Here is an 18790-nt window from a genome sequence, read left to right as displayed (position 1 = left end):
CGCCCCTCAGGTCGCGGGCGACGTCAACCAAAACTAATCGTTGCCGACAAGCGCTTAGGCGACACGATTGGCTGACTTGCCTACGTCGTTAATGTCAGCGTCCCCATCGGGGGTCGGATCAACTACCCCGTCAATGAGATTGTCGCTCATCAAACGTTGTTCCAGTGTGCCGCGGGCGGTTGCGATCGCTGCGAAGTAACGAGCGGCGGTGGCTGCTCGCATCCGGCTGTGCTCATTTGCCAGCTGTGGTGTAACTGCTTTGAACGCCACCATGTCGCGCGGCCTGAGTTGCACGAAGGCGTCGAGATCCGTGTCGAGGACAGTGGCGATTTTTGGGTAGCCACCGGTCGTCTGATGATCAGCCAGAAGAATAGTGGCGACCCCGTCGCCAGCCACCTGGATGGAACCCCGTACAATCGCCTCGGATGGCATGTCAAGCGGAGCGTTCGGCGTCAACGGTGGTCCTTGCAAGCGAACCCCCATACGGTCGTAAGCATCGGTTAGACGAAACGGGGTGGACAGAAACTTCGAGATCATTTCTTCTGAAAAGAACCGATCCTGCGGCCCAAGGACTACGTGTAATTCTGAACGGGGGCGTGCTGTGACTGGGCACGGAATTGCGCCGAGCCGATCATCTCGCACCTTGGCATCGCTCACGGTGACCGTCTGCCCCGTTGTGAGGCGACCGCCGCCGAATCCGGATAGCGCATGCGTGGACGAACTTCCCAGCCAAGTCTTTGTTGCGAGATTGCCGGCAAAGGCGAGGTAGGTCCAGCTGCCCCAGTGCCCGGGCCGTATCGCCAGCCTCTCTCCGGCACTTAGGGTGGCAACCGTCCACGATCCAACTTTCCTGTCGGCGTGGTCTATGATGAACCCTCCGCCTGCAACGGCAAAGGTCACAACTCCGGAAACACAATCCAATACGAGCCCCCCATCGAGATTTCAACGGCGGGGTGGGTTTGGGGATTACCGAGGGAGAGGTTTGCCGCAGCGAAAGAGGCGCGGTCCATTGGTCCGGACGCGGGTACGCCAAAACGCATGTAGCCACGGGGCCCAGCGTCCTGGACAGCAACATGAGGGCCTGCGAAGTTGACGGATAAAACAGCTTCGGTCATGAGCGACTACTCGCTTCGAACTCAGCGCGCGAGATGCGGCGAAATCGCACGCGGTCACCGACGTCGAAAAGGAACGGATGATTTTCTGATGAAGGATCGAGGATTTTCGTCGGGGAGCGGCCGATAATCCACCAACCCGTTGGCATGTTCAAAGTAGAGACAAGGCATTGCGGACCGGCGATGAGGACGCTGCCAGCGGCAACGCCTCGAACTGCGGCTTGTTTACGAGGAAGCTGGATTGGTTGAGGAACGCCAGCGAGGTAGGCATAGCCCGGCGCAAAGCCATACATAAAGACGCTGTAGTCCCCAGCAAGATGGGCGTTGACGACCTCCTCGGCTGAAATCCCGGTTGCCTCTGCGACGGAAGCGAGGTCGCTCCCGAGGTCGGCATCGTAGCAGACTTCAACTTCACGTAGCGAGACCGAGCCAACATTTGGTACGTTATTAGCAATGAGATTCGATAGGGCCGTTTCAACCCTCTGGTGGTCCGTCACGAGAGGGTCGAAACAGACTAGTACACTCGCATACGCTGGCACCGCCTCGACAAATCCGTCGAATTGAGTGACCTTCAAAGCAGCGTCCAACCTGAGGACCTGCCTATGAATCCGCTCATCTATTATCTCACCGAATTCGACGAGCAGGGCGTGCCCTGCGACCGGTCGGTATCGAGGGGGATTTCGGACACAGAGGAAGCGGCGTCGGCAGTCAAATCAGTCGGCACCTTCGATGAGGATGAAGTCTGCCTCGGCGGCACCAGAGCGCAAAACCTTGGCTTCAGCATATTCCGGGCTGTCCCAGAATTCCTTTGCTTTGTCGAAGCTCTCGAACTCGAAAATTGCCGTCCGGGCTTTGGGGCTTCCTTCCTTGATCAGGGCTGACTCGGGCGCAACGATGAGGCGAGCACCATAGTTTTTGAGAAGGTCGCCCGCCGCTTTCGCATACCTGAAGTACGCCTCCGAATTGGTGACGGTAACTTGCGCGATAAGATATCCCTTGGTCATCACGTCTGCTCCTTAAGCGATTACAAAAATGCACGAACTCCTATGCCAGCCGCCTCCAACTCTTGCCGGATGTGACGGGCCATCGCGAAAGCACCGCTATTGTCGCTATGTACACATATCGAATAAGCTTTCAGCGGAATGAGGCGACGCCCGAAAGCCGCCGCACGCGATATTCGCGCTAGTGACAACACCGAGAATCGCTCGTCGTCGCTCATAAGCCAAGGGCCGAAAGCCCTCACCTAAGTCAGAATTGAGATCGATTGACCGCATCTTTCTTGCTCATCGCTTTCCAGCAGGTACCGGACTTGAGCGTACCTCCAGCACGACGCCGGCCTTCTGGGCCGTATCGAAAAAGGTAAATCCGCTGCGATCGTCGCGCCGGCCTCGCATCAGTGAAGCAAGACCGAGCGCCAGCCCGGTTTCCTCCGCCTCGTCGCAATCGGGAACGTCGAAGCCAAGATGGAACACACCTTCCCCATGAGAATCGAGAAAGCGCCGCTGGGGACCGTCCTCCGGACCCGGCTGGCAAAGCTGGAGCTGGAAGTTTGCGAGATTGATGAATTTGAACTTCAGTCCCTTGAACGACTCTTCGCTGGGTACCTCCAGTTCCTTGTACGCTGCCAATGGCGGATAGTCTTGCCAGGGACCCACACCGAGACTGGCGAAGTAGGCACCGGTCTTTTCGACGTCATGAACAACGATACAAATGTGGTGGAGTTTCTCAAAAACCGCCATTTGCTTAGTTCTTCTCAGGCATTACGTAGTTCAGCACGCGACGGCCGCCATCCGGATAGATCGTCTCACCGGTAATGTAGGATGCATCGTCGCTTGCTAAGAACGCCACGACTGAAGCGACCTCGTCTGCCCTTCCATACCGGCCGAGTGGCGTACGCGATAGTATCACTTTGTCGCCAGCGTTCGATACGAAATCACCGCGGACCATCTCGGTATCGATCGTACCTGGACCAACGCCAACGACCCGAATGCCATGCGGTGCAAATGCAACCGCAGCTGTGCCCGTAATCTGGTTCATGCCGCCCTTGGAAATGGCATAGGTCGCAACGTTCGGATTGGCGAGACCCGAATTGATTGAAGACATGTTGATAATCACGCCGCCGCCACCCTGGGAGATCATCTGTCGCGCGGCAGCCTGCGTGCCCCAGAAAGCGCCTTCAAGGTTGATGCCGAGAACCTTATCGTAGTCTTCCTTTGTCACCGACAGAAAATCCTGCACCATGGCAATGCCAGCATTGTTGACCATAATGTCAAGGCGGCCAAACCTCTCGACCGCCTTGCTGATCAGAGCTTCGACTTGATCTTTCTTGCCGACGTCGGTGGCGACAACCAGAACCGCGTCGGGCGTGCCAATTTCTCTAGCGGTTTCGTTTAGTCGTGCTTCATCCACGGATGCTATGACGACCTTTGCACCTTCTGCCAGAAAACGCTCGGCAGTCGCACGGCCGATCCCTCTTGAACCGCCCGTTATCACAGCAATCTTGCCCGCCAGTTTCATTGTTTCACTCCTTTTCTGCGTTCAGTTAGTAGACCACGCTCTCGTGGAGCGGCGTGCCAGAGCGGATACGCCCGAACCCAAGAGGCGACAGATCGATCGACGTGTACTCACCGTGCGCGACCAGTTCGGCAACGCCACGTCCCGTCGCCGGCGCGTGCATTACGCCGTGCCCGGAAAAGCCGGTGGCAAATATAAGATTCGGAATTTCGTCATGCGGACCGATAATTCCGTTGTGATCAAGCGTATTGACCTCGTAGTGGCCGGCCCAGGCACGTTCGACGCGCAACTGCTCCAGAGCCGGAACGCGGTGCGCAAGTGCGGGCCACAACACGTCTTCCAGAAGGTCATGGGCCGGCTCGAAATCGCCCGTCGCATCGAGGTCGTTTTCGACATTGGGCGCAATCCCACAAATGAACCCGTCTCCTTCCGGGCGGATCCACGCCCCGGAGGTGTCAAACAGCATGGGAAAGCCATCCCTCGACAAAGGTGCCTTGATGCTGAACACCGTGCGCTTTCGCGCAGAAACGGGCAGTTCAATCCCAAGTCCGCGCACAACGGATGCCGACGCGGCACCTGCGGCGTTCACACACCAATCGGCCGGAAGCTGGGTCCCATCAGAAAGCTTGACACTGACAACACGTTCTCCCGATACCTCGACATGTTCAGCGTGGCCTTTCACGAAGGTCACGCCGCGATCGCGCGCTGATGTGCGCACGAGCGTTAGGAGAGACCAGGCATCAAACCAACCCTCGTCGCGCCAGGCAGTTGTCGCAACCCCAAGGTCATCAACATTGAGCCATGGAAAATGCCGTTTTGCCTCCTCCGGAGAAAGAGCTGCGATGTCAGCACCCTCCCTGCGCTGCATCTCAACACCGGCCCGTCGGACCTCAACCGTCTCCGGTCCTCCAAGAATAAGATATCCTCGCTCGACAAAGCCGATATCGGCGGCACTGCCGAAACGATCCTTGACCGTGCGGAAGAAGTCTGCCCCGAACCGGCTCATATGGATATTAACCGGCGTGCCGAACTGCGTGCGGATTGAAGCAGCCGAAAGCGCGGTTGAAGATTGCTGGTAGGTGGGATCACGCTCAACGACGGTGATTGCGCCCGAAAAGCCTACCTCGCGCAGGAAATAGGCGATCGAACTGCCGACGATCGCTCCCCCGATTACGACGACGGATTCGGATGATTTTGCCACGCCCTCTCCTATCGTATCACGAAGGGATTGGCGGTACTGCCAACTGTGTCAACCCAGACTGTCTTGGTCTGCAGATAGGCGTAGATGGCGTCCTGACCACTTTCGCGTCCGACTCCGCTTCGCTTGTAGCCACCGAAAGGCGCCATGTAGCTGACGGCGCGATAGGTATTAATCCAGACCGTGCCGGCTTCCATTGCGGCGGCGCCGCGCAGTGCCCGCCCCATATCAGCGGTCCACAACCCTGCCGCCAGTCCATAAGGACTGTCATTAGCGATGGCGAAAGCTTCCTCATCATCATCGAAGGGGATCACCGAGAGGATCGGACCGAAGACCTCTTCCCGGGCGATGCGCATGCCGTTGTTGACACCGGTAAAAATGCTAGGTTGCACAAACCAGCCATCACGCAGCCCGCCCTCCTGTGGCTTTCCACCGCCAAGCACACATTGCGCGCCTTCGGCCCGGGCTACATCCAGGTAGGAAAGGACTTTCTCGCGCTGAGCCTCCGTCGTTATCGGACCCACTTGCGTTTCCGCAAGCGCGGGATTTCCAATGCGAGCGCTTGCCGCAAGCTTCACCACGCCGTCGACGACCTGATCGTGGATGCGGCGATGTACGAGGAGTCGGGAGCCGGCGATGCATGTCTGACCGCTTGCAGCGAAGATGCCTGAGATCGCTCCGTTGACCGCGCTTTCGATTTTGGCGTCTTCGAAAATGATATTGGCCGATTTGCCGCCCAGTTCCAGGGTGACGGTCTTCAACCCTTCCGCCGCGGCGCGATATACCGCCAACCCACCGGGTTCGCCACCGGTAAAGGCAATCTTGGCGACGTCGGGATGCGAGACCAGCGGCACGCCGACATCGAGCGGCATACCCGTCACTGTATTCACCACACCAGCCGGAAAACCTGCTTCTGCAAAGAGCTTCACGAATTCCAGGGTAGAGGCAGAGGTATGTTCGGACGGCTTGACGACGACTGTGTTGCCCGCGGCTAGCAGCGGCGCGAGCTTCCAGGTAAGCAGCATCAATGGAGAATTCCACGGTGCGATAGCCGCAACGACGCCCAGAGGTTCATGCCGGGTAAAGGCAAACATCCCTGGCTTGTCGATCGGAAGGACGGAACCTTCAACCTTGTCCGCGAGCCCCCGAAATATCGAAACCACTCCGGAATGTAGCGTAACTGAGCCGTTGTCTCGGAAATCAGCTTGCCGTTGTCGCGCGTCTCAATCGCCGCGAGGCGCTCAGCGTTGGCCGCGATGAGATCGGCGAGACGGACGAGGAGCTTTCCTCGCCCGCTCGCCGTAAGCCCAGCCCATGCCTGCGATCGGAAAGCCGCCTTCGCGGCAGCGACGGCGGCATCAACCTCCGATGCGCCCTCGCGCGGGATCAGTGCCCATGCCTTGCCGGTATAGGGATCGAAGGATTCAAAGGTAGCTCGGGCAGGCTGGAGCTGCCCGGCGACCGTGTTTTGAAAACCGAGCAGCGTCATTCAAACCTCAGCAGGTTGCAAGCCCCAGGTGAGCCCGGAAGCGGTTCTTGACGTGAACGGCGTCACGCGGCGGAAGCGAACGCGGCAAGTTCTCGGCCGCGATCTTGAGCACGAAGAGACGTGGGCCTGTCGCCGGCTTGGCCAGCTGGAGAGCCAGATTGTCGACCTCTTCAAGGGTTCTGAGTTCGGCGGTTTGAGCAAAACCAACCGCGGCAGCCACCTTGTCGAAGGAAATGCCTCTACCTGTGTGGCTCGACTGCATGCCGGTCTCCCCGAAATGCTGGTTGTCGAGCACAATTAGGTCGAAGTTCTTCGGTTTTGCGACCGAGATGGTCGCCAGCGCGCCAAAGGCCATCAACTGCTCGCCGTCACCCGTTATAACCATTACGCGCTTGTCAGGCTGCGCCTGCGCCAGTCCAAGGCCTACCAATGCGGCCCCGCCCATGGCGCCCCACAAATAGTAATTGTCGTCCCGATCCCCGGCGATATGCACATCATAGCTTGGGGAGCCAAGTCCCGTGACCACCAGCGCACCGTCCCGTGCATCGAGTAGCTTGTTTGCCGCCGCGCGGCGGTCCATCGTCGAAAGAGTCATATCGATTACCACTTCTTTTGCCGAGCAGGCGCTGGCCGATCAGAACGGCGATCTGCTGGTCAGCCTGGTATGCCATCGTCGCGGCCTGCTCCACGGTCTCAATAAGGTCGGCACCAGTCTCTGCACGCAGAACTCTGACGCCAATCGCCTCGAGTGAGGCTTGCGTCGCCTGCCCCATTGGAACCTGCCATGGATTGAACTCGTCCCACTCGCCGCGCATCGTTACGAGGAGGAGCAGGGAAAGCGCGCTTGCACCGGAAGAGACAGCATGTTGATGCAATTGCCCACACCGGAAGACTGCATCAAAACAACGCTGCGCTTGCCGCCGAGCCAGGCTCCAGCAGCAACGGCAATACCTTCTTCTTCCGTTGTCAGGACATTGCTGACGACCTTCGGATCTTCGTTGAAAAGCCTGATCAGGGTCGAATGACCTGCGTCGGGGACGTAGGACATGTGGCTGACATCTGCAGCCCTGAGCGTTTCATAGAGCTCGATAGGCCAATCGGTTTCGAGGTCCCGAGCCGTCGGCCCTTTTTGAGCGGATAAAATTTCAGCGGCAGCCAAGGTTCGCCTCCCTGTAGGATTATTGATAGACCTTGTATGCCTTAACGGAAATGTTTCGACATCGACCCTTTTTAACGATCAGATATAGCGATATTGTATAGCATGGACATTTCTCAATTACGCACCCTGATTCATGTGGCTGAGCTCGGGAGCCTTTCGAAGGCTTCGGACCGAATGCACATCGCACAACCCGCGCTCAGCCGGCAAATACGGTTGTTGGAGGAAGAACTCAGCGTTCGCCTCTTTGATCGGCACGGTCGCGGCATGATTGTCACCGAGCAGGGGCAGGACGTTCTGCGTCATGCACTGCGGATCATGGCCGAGCTGGAGGAAATCCGCGCGGTCGTGTCCGACGTGGACGCGCCGTTGCGCGGTCATGTGTCTATTGGCATGCCACCGACTGCCTCGGACATTCTCTCCGAGCCTCTGGTCTCAGCCTTCAAAGCCCGGCATCCGGAGGCAACACTCAGAATCGTTAGCGCCTACTCTGGCTACCTGCTCGACTGGCTGCATAGAGGCGAAATCGACGCCGCTATCCTCTACGACCCCAAGAGCGCCCGGACCCTGCGCATTCACCCTCTGCTTGAGGAAACGCTCTTTCTCATCGGTCCGGCCGACTCGGGACTTTCGCAGGACACTCCGGTCTCCTTTTCCCTGTTAGAAGGGTATCGCCTGCTGTTACCGAGTGTCGGCCATGGGCTGCGCATAATCCTCGATCGCCTCGCCCAGGAAGCGAGCATTACTCTAAACGTCAAGGTGGAAGCTGATAGCTATTCGACGCTCAAATCTCTCGTGCGCAGTGGCCATGGCGTCACTGTGCTTCCGCTGGCCCCCATTCATGAGGAGTTGAGGAAAGGATCGCTTTGCGCAGCGCCTCTGGTTGATCCTGTCCCAATGCGGAGGCTCATCATGTCATATCCCACGGACAGGCCGGTCCCACGGCTTGCTCGATTTGCCGGCCAAATCATCGCGACGACCATCGAAACCCTGGTTGAACGCGGCATCTGGTCCGGCCGAATCCTCATACCGGAGTCAGCGCCAATCCCCAAACGGTTATAAAATTTCGGCATAGCTGATCTCGCCAGTCTATCCTTGTCGTTATCGGCGCTTACGCGTTAGCTTGTGCGACCAGTTTTGAGGAGCAAGCGGATGACGGAAACCGTCCACGACTATTCGGATATACGCGAGGCGGTTGACAAGCTGTGCCGGCGCTTTCCGGGCGAATACTGGCGGGCCCAGGACCGCGACATGTCCTATCCTAAAGAGTTCGTCAACGCGCTTACGGAGGCAGGTTGGCTATCCATCCTCATCCCCGAGGAATATGGCGGCGCGGGCCTCCTCTTTCAGCGGCAGCGGCTGTGCTGGAAGAAATCCAGCGAGCCGGCTGCAATGGCGGGGCCTGCCACGCACAGATGTACACGATGGGCACGCTCTTGCGTCACGGCTCGGCGGAGCAAAAGCAAAAATATCTGCCGGCCATTGCCTCCGGCGAATTGCGTCTGCAGGCGTTCGGCGTGACCGAGCCAACTAGTGGCACAGATACGGGTGCGCTCAAGACGACGGCACGCCTTGATGGCGACCACTTCATTGTAAAGGGACAGAAAATCTGGACAAGCCGGGCGGAGTATTCTGACCTGATGCTGCTCCTCGCCCGAACCACTCCCCTCAAGGAGGGCATGAAGAAGACTGACGGTCTGTCTGTCCTGCTTGTCGACATGCGCGAAGCGATCGGCAACGGTCTCACAATTCGCCCAATTCGTACGATGATGAACCATGCAACAACGGAAGTTTTCTTCGACGACCTGAGAGTTCCCGCGGAAAATCTGATCGGCGAGGAAGGCAAGGGTTTTCGCTACATCCTATCCGGCATGAACGCCGAGCGAATTCTGATAGCTTCCGAATGTGTTGGGGACGCCAAGTGGTTCATCGAGAAGGCGAGCAATTACGCCAAGGAGCGCCAAGTGTTCGGCCGGCCGATTGGCCAAAACCAGGGTATCCAGTTTCCAATCGCCAGAGCCTACGCAAACATGCGGGCCGCTGAACTGATGGTGCGGGAAGCGTTGAGCCTTTACGAGTCAGGCAAGAATCCAGGGGCAGAAGCAAACATGGCTAAGATGCTGGCCGCGGACGCTTCAAACGAGGCTGCGAATGTCTGCATTCAAACCCATGGCGGCTTTGGCTTCGCGGAGGAATACGATGTTGAGCGCAAATTCCGGGAAACGCGCCTTTATCAGGTCGCGCCGATTTCAACCAATCTCATCCTCTCTTTCCTGTCCGAGCACGTGCTCGGCCTGCCTCGCTCGTATTAGGAGAATTTTACCGTGAACGTCCTCATTGTCTACGCTCATCCAGAACCCAAATCGTTCAATGGCGCCATGAAGGACGTCGCCGTCGAAGCGCTAACTGCTGCCGGTCACGATGTCGTCGTGAGCGATCTCTACTCGATGGGGTTCAATCCCGTGGCCGGCCATGACGACTTCGAAGGGGAACCGAGCAATCCGGACTTCTTTAGCCTTCCGATTGAGCAGACCAAAGCGTGTGAGAAGGGAACCACGTCGCCGGACATCGCGGCGGAAATGGAAAAACTGAAGCGCGCAGACTTAGTGATCTTTCAGTTTCCGGTCTGGTGGTTCGGTATGCCGGCAGTCCTTAAGGGCTGGGCGGACCGCGTCTTTGCCCGTGGCTTCGCATATTTGCCGGGCCGAAAGTACGACACTGGCATGTTCAAGGGTAAGACGGCCATGGTCGCAACGACGACCGGGACATCGGCTGACACTTATGCTCCGGACGGAATCGACGGCGATATCCTGACGGTCCTGTGGCCGATTCACAACGGACTTTTGCGGTACAGTGGCTTCGATGTTCTGCCGCCATTCGTCGCGTACATGCCTGGCCGCGTCGGTGAGGATGGTCGCCAGGCGTACCTCGAGGCTTACAAGAAGCGGCTTGTCGAGTTCGAAACGACCCCGCGCCTGTTCTTCCATCCGAAGGAGGACTATGGCGCGAACGAGCGTCTGAAGCCAGGTGTTCTCGCCCGCTCGGGAGTGCAGAGGAATGTCTGACGGCACTCTCCCTTTGTCCGGGCTGTTGGTGGTCTCGATCGAACAGGCCGTGGCCGCCCCCTTTGTACGGTGCGCCTTGCCGACGCAGGGGCTAGGGTCATCAAGATTGAGCGCCCTGAGGGTGAGACGGCACGGCACTACGATGCGACCGTCGAGGGGATGTCTGCCTATTTCGTTTGGCTCAACCGCGGTAAGGAAAGCGCAGCGCTGGATCTGAAGTCCGAGGCCGAACTAGTGCTGCTCCATCGCATGTTGGCCAAAGCCGACATCTTCGTGCAGAACCTTGCTCCTGGGGCGGTTAACCGCCTCGGGTTGTCTGCAGCGGCGATAACCGACAATTTTCCGCATCTGATCGCTGTGAACATCGCTGGCTATGGGCAGGATACGGATTATGCGGCAATGCGTGCCTACGATATGTTGGTGCAAGCAGAAAGCGGAATCTGTTCTGTTACGGGAACTCAGGACACTCCGAGCAAAATCGGCGTTTCCGCCGCCGACATTGCAACGGGTATGAACGCCCACGCAGCAATTTTAGAGGCGCTACTTACACGAGCGAAGACAGGGCGGGGTCGTGTAATCGACATCACCATGTTCGATGGCATGGCCGATTGGATGGCTGTTCCCCTCCTTCACTTCGAGCATGCAGGACGCGAGACACAGCGTTATGGTCTCGCACACGCTTCCATATATCCCTATCGTCCCTATTCCTGCCGCGACGGTGCGCTCGTCGTTTCCATTCAGCAAAACAGCGAGTGGAAGCGGTTTTGTGAGACGGTCCTTCGCCGCCCGGATCTGGTCGAAGATGAACGATTTGCGACCAACTCAAAGCGCGTTGCCAATCGTCAGGCGCTTGACGAAGAGATCGAACCGATTTTCGCGGCAATTGACCGCGATGAAGCAATCCGGCGACTGGACCAGGCTCAAAATGCTTGGGGAAGAGTGACCGAGGTGCGAGATTTGCCCAAGCACAAAGCCTTGCGGCGGATCCAGGTTGAACTTCCCAACGGTAAGAGAGTCAGTGTCCCCAAGTCTGCCATTCGATCTGAGCCATTCACCACCCCACCTCGCATTCCGGGGCTTGGCGCCGATACTGATCGTGTCCGTAGCGAGTTCGTTTGATTCAACGTGTACCGGTAGGGCCTCACGAAAGGCGGTCGGCCAACTCACGCGCCACCTGAGTTAGGGTTTTAAGCGTTCGCGGACCACTCGAGGAATAAGACATGATCATTCGTCCATTCACGATCGCGATCGCCGACGAAGACCTTGTGGATTTGAAGCATCGTCTGTCCACGGCCCGCTGGCCTAACGCACTTGACGACGCTTCCTGGGAGGACGGCGCAAGTCTTGGCTTTCTCCGCAAGCTGGTCGATCACTGGCAGAACCGCTTCAACTGGCGTTCAGAAGAAGCGCGACTTAACCAACTGCCGCAATTTGTCGGATCGGTCGATGGCACTGATATCCATTTTATCCACCAGAAGGGCGTTGGGCCGGCACCTTTGCCGCTGATCCTCACCCATGGCTGGCCTGGTTCCTTCACCGAGTTCGAACGCATCCTGCCGCTCCTGACCAATCCCGGAGCGCATGGTGGCGATCCAGCGGACGCCTTCGATGTGGTGGTTCCCTCGCTTCCCGGCTATGGGTTCTCGTCGGCGCCGACAGAGCCGGGCGTCGGATCACGCGTCATCGCCGACCTTTGGCATGAACTGATGGTATCGCTCGGATACGAGCGGTTTGGTGCGCAAGGCGGCGACATCGGCTCAGGCGTGTCCACGTGGTTAGCGCGGTTGTATCCGGACACGGTCCTCGGCGCTCATCTGAATTATGTGTCGGCAGGGTTCCGTCCGACTCTGGCGCTGGGCGAAGAGCCGACGAAAGAAGAGCGGGCCTACCAGATGAGAGCTGCATCATGGGCGGCGACCGAGGGTGCATACGCGGCACTGCATTCTACCAAGCCGCAGACTTTGGCCTTCGCGCTTTCGGACTCACCCGTGGGACTGGCGGCATGGATTTCAGAAAAGTTTCGGGCATGGACGGACTGCGACGGTGATCTCGAAGGCTTGCTCTCGCTGGATACGATTTTGACTGATATCTCGATCTACTGGTTCACCGGCAACCTCAATGCCTCGCTCCGGCTTTATAAAGAGAACCGCCTCGACCCTCTCATCTTTGCCGCGAGCGAACGACTGACGCCGCCTTTAGGGATCGCGCATTTTCCCAAAGAACTGCCGATCCCGCCGCGGTCGTGGGTCGAACGGGTCGCAAATGTCACACGATGGTCAGAAATGCCGGCCGGCGGGCATTTCGCAGCACTTGAGCAGCCAGATTTGTTGTCAAAGGAGATCAGGGAGTTTTTCCGGCCGCTTCGCCCGTAATTGGCGGCTGATTGACTAACGTGAGCAGTAGGCGACGGGTAGTTGCCCTTCCGAGAGGCTCTGGCTTTGACTGATCGACCGCATGCAACGAGGACGCTCCTGGGTGGTCTACGTCAAAGCCATGAAGGGACGCGGGCTAGCGACAACCGCCATCAGGACAAACCATAGCCCCCACAATCACAAATGCAGCTCTGTTCATGACAACCCCTCGGGGCTTTCGATACTTTTTCGATGCTAGGCTTAATCCCACCTCAAAAACCGCTCTCAGCCGAGAAGGTTGTCGATCCGGATTGGAAGCTCACGGATACGCTTGCCGGTGGCATGGTGAACAGCGCTGGCGATGGCCGCCGCTGTGCCAACATTGCCGAGTTCGCCGAGACCTTTCACACCTGCGAGATTGACGTGCGTGTCGGTTTCCGGAACGAGAATGACCTTAACGTCCTGTATATCCGCGTTGACCGGCACAAGGTAATCCTGCAGGTCGCGGTTGACCACGCGGGCGCTACGCCAGTCAAACTCGGTCGCCTCGTGTAGCGCCGACGAGATACCCCAGATCATCCCGCCCATCAACTGGCTGCGGGCAGTCCTCGTGTTCATGATCCGGCCTCCGGAAAAGGCGCCTACAACGCGCGGAACGCGGATTTCTCGGGTTCGGCGATGGATGCGGACCTCGACGAATTCAGCCCCGAAGGCGTATTTTATCATATCACCCTTCTCGCCGCTCACCATTTCCATTTTGCCTTGATAGAGGTTCGAAACGGCATCCGGCGAAGCCCCATCCGGACGGAATTCGGTGTACTGCTCGATGACGCCGCTCCCGACATGTTTGAAAACATCCTTCAGCGCCTGTGAGGCATCGGCGGCGACCAGTCTACCATTCTTAAGAAGGACAGAGGCCGGGTCACGCCCTGCAAGCGGCCCGTCATTTGCGGTCACGGCCGCTCGTGCCAATTTCTCGCGGATCTCCTCGCATGCTTTGATGATGGCTGAGCACACACTTGCCGTTGTACTCGAGCCGCCCGTAACGGGAGCGGGCGGAAGGCGGGTATCGCCCATTTCCACTTGGACCATGCTCGGGTGAAGTCCAAGGTGCTCGGCGGCGAGTTGCGCAGCCACGGTTTGTACTCCCGTGCCAATCTCATGTGACGCTGTCTGCACACGTGCGTGCCCGTCATCTCTTAACGTGATCCGCACTGCGCAGGGAGCGACGTTCGCCGGGTGGACAGCAGTTGCGCAGCCCATGCCTATCAGCCAGTCGCCATCGCGCATGCTGCCGACCTGCGGATTGCGCTTTGACCAGCCAAATTCGCTCGCTGCCTCGTCGTAACATTGCATCAGCGAGCGACTGGAGAACGGCTTCCCCTCGATCGCGTCTTGGCTCGCGTCGTTGACGCGACGGAACTCGACAGGATCCATATTCAGCGCGACTGCCATTTCGTCCATGGCGTTTTCCAACGCATAAATGTAAGGCGTTTCCGCTGGCGCGCGCATGTAGCTTGGTGTCGGCCGATCCGTCTTGACCAGAAAGACCTTGGTCAGCACTGAGCCGTAATTGTAGAGGCGCCCAGTCGTTTTCGTTCCGCCGACGACGTAAGGGTCGGGACGCGATGTAACCTCCCAACCCTCATGCTTGAACGCTGTGATTCGGCCATCGCGCGCGGCAGCCATCTGAATGTGGTGGCGGGTTTCGGCGCGATAGGTCTGGGTTGTGAACGATTGTGAACGGGTTACGACGCAGCGCACTGGTCGACCAAGCCTACGCGCGGCCAGTGCCACGATAGCCGTTCGAGGCGTAATCGGACCCTTCGATCCAAACGCGCCACCGATATAAGGGCTGATGACCCGCACCCGGTCGGGCTCAATCTTCAATTGCCGAGCGATTTCGACCTTCCAGCCATACACGTTCTGCGTCGGCTCGTGGACAGTCAGTTCTTCACCCTGCCAATATGCCGTTGTCGAAAACATTTCGATCGGATTGTGATGGTGCGTCGGCATGCCGTATTCGACATCGATCTTCACCTCGGCAGCGTCGAAGGCCGTTTCGAAATCGCCAGCTTTGACATCTTCCTTGAACTGCTGGCTGACCTCGCTTGCCGCGACTGTTTCAGTTCCTTCGGAGCCAAAACTCGTGCTTGGCTGTTCTTCCTTATAGTCTACGGTGATGCGCATCGCCGCCTCGCGCGCCGCTTCTATGGTTTCAGCGATCACCAGCGCAATAATCTGACCATCATGCCAGATCTTGTCGTCGTGCAGTGGGCCGATGGAGCTCGATCCGGAGGTGCCGAATTCCGGTGGCTCTAGTTCGCCGCGGATATGGTCATGGGTCAGGATGTCGAGTACGCCCTTCACGGCGTGAGCCTCGTCAAGATGCAGCTCCTGGACCCGGCCGCGGGCAATTCCGCTCGCCACCAGCAACCCATGCGCCAGATTATTTACCGGGATATCGGCTGGATAGTTGGCCCTGCCCATGACCTTCAGCCGGCCATCGACCCGTGCTAGGGGCTGACCCATATTTTCTCTCGGAAGAGGCGCGGCTTCACTTGTCGTCATAGCTTCATCTCCCGGACTTCCATCAAGGCACGCACAAGTGTCTGTTTGCCGAGAGCCACCTTGAATGCATTGTGCTCACGCGGTTTCGCATTGGCAAACGCAGCATCAGCCGCTTTGCTTGCCAGATCCTCAGAGAAAATCTTACCGCGCAGCACGTCTTCGGCCGGTACCGCCCGCCACGGCACGGACGCTACCCCGCCAAGGCCGATACGGACATCACGCACTATGTCTCCGTCCAGATCGAGAGCGACCGCCGTGGAAGCCAAGGCAAAAGCGTAGGACTCCCGATCGCGGATCTTTAGGTATTTCGATCTCGCGGCCCAACCTGGAACACTGATCACGATGGCGGTGATCATCTCGTCGGGACGCAGCACCGTTTCCACCTCCGGATTGTCACCCGGCTGAAGATGCAGTTCGGCAAATCTTATGCGGCGGTTCGCACCCTGCCCCGCGATTTCGACCGTTGCGTCCAACGCGATAAGCGCCTGTGCGAAATCGCCGTGATACGTGGCGATACAGGCATCACTGACGCCAAGCACCGCATGTTGGCGATTGAACCCGTCCATCGCTGAGCAGCCAGAGCCGGGGTTGCGCTTGTTGCAGGGCCACGAGATCTCGCGGAAATATTCGCAACGGGTCCGCTGCAGGACATTGCCAGCGAGTGTCGCCATATTGCGAATCTGGCGGCTGGCCGCAACCTTCAAGCTTTCGGGCAGCATCGGACATCGCCGGCTGATCTCCTGATGATCCTCCACCTCGCTCATACGCACCAGCGCACCAAGCCGAATCTCCAGGCTACCAATCTCGATCGTGCGGAGAGAGGCGTCCTGGATTAGATTGATATCCATGAGATGCGACGGACGGGTCACGCCGAGCCGCATATAGTCGGACATATTCGTGCCGCCAGCTATGAACTGGGACGGCGCGCCGGTCGGCGGCATCTCAGAGGAACCTGCGCAGGCGGCAAGCGCCTCTCTTACGGTGCTCGCTCTCTCATAGTCGAACGGAAGCATCAGGCCTTCTCCATCTCATTGCGGGCTTGCTTCACTGCGGCCACGATGTTCGGATAGGCGGCGCATCGACACAGATTGCCGCTCATATATTCGCGGATGTCCGCATCGCTTTCAGCATGCCCCTCCTCGACGCAGGCGACAGCGGACAAGATCTGTCCGGGCGTGCAATAGCCGCACTGAAAAGCATCGTGATCGATGAAGGCCTGTTGCATTGGATGGAGGTCTCCGTCGGCTGAAGAGAGACCTTCAATGGTGGTAATTTCCCAGCCGTCGTTCATCGCTGCAAAACTCATGCATGACAGGGTCCGCCGACCATCCGTCAGAACCGTGCACGCGCCACATTGACCATGATCACAGCCCTTCTTCGTGCCCGTAAGGCCAGCATGGTCGCGGAGCAGGTCAAGAAGGGAGGTCCGGCTATCGATATTGAACTGATAGGGCTGCCCGTTGATAAGCATCGACACCGTCAGGCCTTCGCGTTGGGTACTTGGCACAGGCGATCGTGTCTCGTCCTGCAGTGCAGCGGCTCCTGAGATATGAATTGCGGGGGAAGCGGTGCCAGTCATGAGAGATCCCTCGTGAGGTCGGCAAGTCCGGAGTGCGGAGATGGAGACATGCGGTGCCCTCTTAAAAACCACGCGATGAGAGCAGCGCCTGTTTGACGACCTGATATTTCTTTGCCGCAAGTTAACCGGCGGCGGCCCCTTAAGTTCCAACCTTTGACTGAGGAACTGCTCTAACTTGCGAGGCGCCATACAGGACGGGTCGGTGCGCATCTCGGCTGCCCTTCGGACTTTCCGATCGAGGACCGTCCTCAGCGGATTTTAACAATCGAGCGCATCGTGGATTTCACGAGCAACAATCTTGGCCACCTTCACCTACCCACCGATTGGACACTCGGCGCATCTGGAGCGTTTCCGAGGGCGTTTCGCCGAAGGCTTGAAAATAGACGGTGGCGAACCGCCCCATATGGGTGAACCTACATTGCGCGCCGCATCGGAAATTGATCGTGAGCCGCCATCACCTACGAGAGTTCTGCGGGCAGCTTCAAGGCGGATCGTTCTGAGATAGCCCAAAGGCGTAATGCCTTTGAAGCGCTGGAAGGCCGCCTGCAATGCTCTGACGTTTGTACCCGTCTCGGCTGCGATCAGACCAACTGTCATGGATTGCGCCAGGTTAGAGTGCATGTACTCGATCGCTCTTTTCACCTGCCACGGGACAGCCGGCGAGAGCGACCGTTCGAGCCGCCGCATGTAGCTGTTAGGAGCAACCTCCAGAAGTGCGATCATCGTCGCCTGAAACAGCCGGTCGATAGCGGCCGGTGGCAGTCGATCTGCTTCAGAAAGATTGAGGCAACTCCAAACAAGATGGCCGAGCGCCGCCAACCGCAACCCTTTCTCGGAAGTCAGATCGACAATACGATCGAATTCGAGATCCGTTGTGACAGGCCACTCCAGCAGTTCACTCACTTGCTGCACCATCGCCGCCCTTTCGAAGGACAGGCCGATATAGCTGGAATGTTCATCAGGAGTTAGCTCGTCGAAGCGCGCGAGATCCTCCACAAAACCTGTTGCTCCCGTAGTCGGGAGGCGTAGTTTCCCGGCATCTACCACCGACGCGTTGGGGGACGGCAGGTAAAGGACGAATGCGTCGGGCGCGCTATCAAAGCCTAGTTTGAGGGTTACCCTGCGCCACAGCTCCAATGAGATTCGAAAACACTTCCTCTGCCTCAGAAGCGGAGCAGCTCCTCCGTGTAACAGCGCTTGTCAACGCGTCTCCTGCCGCAACCAATGCCGCGCAGGTCAATGCCAGCCTTTCTAGCCGAAAGTTTGAGTGAGGCCGTAGAACTGCCACGAACATCTCGATCACCGCCTCGACTAACTCTTTGTACACGGCAGCTTTTTCCTCGCTTCCAGCAAGCGCCGCGCCGACAGCATGAAATTCGTCACCTTGGTCGGTTCCGCAGGCCAGATAGGTTTTAGCCAAAGCCGAAATAGTCTCTTTCGCCGGACGATTTTCTTGAGCCATAAGTGTGCGGAACGCGGTAATGCGTTCGGTGTCGATCCAACGATAGAGTTCAATTAACAGACCCGTTCTAGTCTCGAAATGCTCGTAGGTCACAGGTTTGGAAACGCCCGCACGCACTGCCAGGTGACCTAGTGTCAGCCGATCAGCACCGTCCTCCCGCACGATCAGGCGCGCCGTCTCGAGGAGCTGCTGACGCCGCTCGGGCTTCGAAAGTCGGCCTGTAGTCCTGTTACCGACGGCGGCTTTTGGATTTTCCACTTGCATACCTACTTTTAGTAACCTACTATGTGTAG

16 protein-coding genes and 5 pseudogenes are annotated in these 18790 nt (G+C 58.1%); 5 read left to right on the top strand and 16 right to left on the bottom strand.

Annotated elements, in window-relative coordinates:
- Positions 1-54 precede the first annotated feature (54 nt).
- The 11 genes and pseudogenes from P6U16_RS25625 to P6U16_RS25575 all read right to left on the bottom strand — a co-directional run.
- Positions 55-1115 (bottom strand): annotated as a pseudogene (locus tag P6U16_RS25625) (biotin-dependent carboxyltransferase family protein).
- Entirely contained in the window at positions 1112-1756 is a 645-nt protein-coding gene (locus tag P6U16_RS25620; protein ID WP_277704830.1) for an allophanate hydrolase subunit 1, read from the bottom strand. The pseudogene P6U16_RS25625 and the gene P6U16_RS25620 overlap by 4 nt, the downstream one beginning before the upstream one ends.
- A gap of 69 nt (positions 1757-1825) precedes the next feature.
- Positions 1826-2116, bottom strand: coding sequence for a DUF1330 domain-containing protein (locus P6U16_RS25615; RefSeq protein WP_277704829.1), 291 nt, complete (start codon positions 2114-2116; stop codon positions 1826-1828).
- 20 nt (positions 2117-2136) lie between these two features.
- The gene (locus P6U16_RS25610; protein ID WP_277704828.1) at positions 2137-2307 is read right to left on the bottom strand and encodes a LamB/YcsF family protein; all 171 of its coding nucleotides are present in this window, start codon (positions 2305-2307) and stop codon (positions 2137-2139) included.
- Positions 2273-2386: pseudogene (locus P6U16_RS25605) on the bottom strand (LamB/YcsF family protein); the annotation flags it as partial. The pseudogene P6U16_RS25605 and the gene P6U16_RS25610, both read right to left, overlap by 35 nt.
- A gap of 9 nt (positions 2387-2395) precedes the next feature.
- Positions 2396-2851 carry a VOC family protein gene (locus P6U16_RS25600; RefSeq protein WP_277704222.1) on the bottom strand — a complete coding sequence of 152 codons (456 nt, stop codon included), beginning with the start codon at positions 2849-2851 and terminating at the stop codon, positions 2396-2398.
- Between the two features lie 4 nt (positions 2852-2855).
- Positions 2856-3629: an SDR family oxidoreductase gene (locus P6U16_RS25595; protein ID WP_277704221.1), complete on the bottom strand. Its 774-nt coding sequence runs from the start codon at positions 3627-3629 to the stop codon at positions 2856-2858.
- Between the two features lie 25 nt (positions 3630-3654).
- Complete coding sequence (locus P6U16_RS25590) at positions 3655-4827, bottom strand: FAD-binding oxidoreductase (RefSeq protein WP_277704220.1); 1173 nt, start codon at positions 4825-4827, stop codon at positions 3655-3657.
- Between the two features lie 8 nt (positions 4828-4835).
- Positions 4836-6313 (bottom strand): annotated as a pseudogene (locus tag P6U16_RS25585) (aldehyde dehydrogenase).
- Between the two features lie 7 nt (positions 6314-6320).
- A complete protein-coding gene (locus P6U16_RS25580; RefSeq protein ID WP_277704219.1) occupies positions 6321-6908 on the bottom strand; it encodes a thiamine pyrophosphate-dependent enzyme in 588 nt (195 codons plus the stop codon).
- Between the two features lie 13 nt (positions 6909-6921).
- Positions 6922-7361: pseudogene (locus P6U16_RS25575) on the bottom strand (phosphonopyruvate decarboxylase); the annotation flags it as partial.
- 213 nt (positions 7362-7574) lie between these two features.
- Between P6U16_RS25575 and P6U16_RS25570 the strand changes: the two are divergent.
- The 5 genes and pseudogenes from P6U16_RS25570 (at position 7575) to P6U16_RS25550 (ending at position 12906) form a co-directional block, all read left to right on the top strand.
- Complete coding sequence (locus tag P6U16_RS25570; RefSeq protein ID WP_277704218.1) at positions 7575-8531, top strand: LysR substrate-binding domain-containing protein; 957 nt, start codon at positions 7575-7577, stop codon at positions 8529-8531.
- A 90-nt stretch (positions 8532-8621) separates the two neighbouring features.
- Positions 8622-9781, top strand: a pseudogene (locus P6U16_RS25565) (acyl-CoA dehydrogenase family protein).
- Between the two features lie 12 nt (positions 9782-9793).
- A complete protein-coding gene (locus P6U16_RS25560) occupies positions 9794-10534 on the top strand; it encodes an NAD(P)H-dependent oxidoreductase (RefSeq protein WP_277704217.1) in 741 nt (246 codons plus the stop codon).
- A gap of 69 nt (positions 10535-10603) precedes the next feature.
- Positions 10604-11653, top strand: a complete 1050-nt coding sequence (locus P6U16_RS25555) for a CaiB/BaiF CoA-transferase family protein (RefSeq protein ID WP_349017713.1) — start codon at positions 10604-10606, stop codon at positions 11651-11653.
- 101 nt (positions 11654-11754) lie between these two features.
- Positions 11755-12906, top strand: coding sequence for an epoxide hydrolase family protein (locus P6U16_RS25550; RefSeq protein WP_277704216.1), 1152 nt, complete (start codon positions 11755-11757; stop codon positions 12904-12906).
- A gap of 264 nt (positions 12907-13170) precedes the next feature.
- Here P6U16_RS25550 and P6U16_RS25545 read toward each other — a convergent pair whose 3' ends face one another.
- The 5 genes from P6U16_RS25545 to P6U16_RS25525 all read right to left on the bottom strand — a co-directional run bounded on the left by P6U16_RS25545 (position 13171) and on the right by P6U16_RS25525 (position 18761).
- Complete coding sequence (locus tag P6U16_RS25545; protein ID WP_277704215.1) at positions 13171-15417, bottom strand: xanthine dehydrogenase family protein molybdopterin-binding subunit; 2247 nt, start codon at positions 15415-15417, stop codon at positions 13171-13173.
- A 35-nt stretch (positions 15418-15452) separates the two neighbouring features.
- A complete protein-coding gene (locus P6U16_RS25540) occupies positions 15453-16469 on the bottom strand; it encodes a xanthine dehydrogenase family protein subunit M (RefSeq protein WP_277704214.1) in 1017 nt (338 codons plus the stop codon).
- Positions 16469-16927 (bottom strand): (2Fe-2S)-binding protein, encoded by a 459-nt coding sequence (locus P6U16_RS25535; protein WP_277704827.1) that lies wholly within the window; start codon positions 16925-16927, stop codon positions 16469-16471. Before P6U16_RS25535 ends, P6U16_RS25540 begins: the two co-directional genes overlap by 1 nt.
- A gap of 420 nt (positions 16928-17347) precedes the next feature.
- Entirely contained in the window at positions 17348-18082 is a 735-nt protein-coding gene (locus tag P6U16_RS25530) for an AraC family transcriptional regulator (protein WP_349017755.1), read from the bottom strand.
- Positions 18083-18131: 49 nt separating this feature from the next.
- Positions 18132-18761: a TetR/AcrR family transcriptional regulator gene (locus P6U16_RS25525; protein ID WP_277704212.1), complete on the bottom strand. Its 630-nt coding sequence runs from the start codon at positions 18759-18761 to the stop codon at positions 18132-18134.
- Positions 18762-18790: the final 29 nt, after the last annotated feature.

It is taken from the genome of Rhizobium sp. 32-5/1 (assembly GCF_029537235.1).
Classification (GTDB): domain Bacteria; phylum Pseudomonadota; class Alphaproteobacteria; order Rhizobiales; family Rhizobiaceae; genus Pararhizobium.
This window is presented reverse-complemented; position numbering and strand designations above follow the sequence as displayed.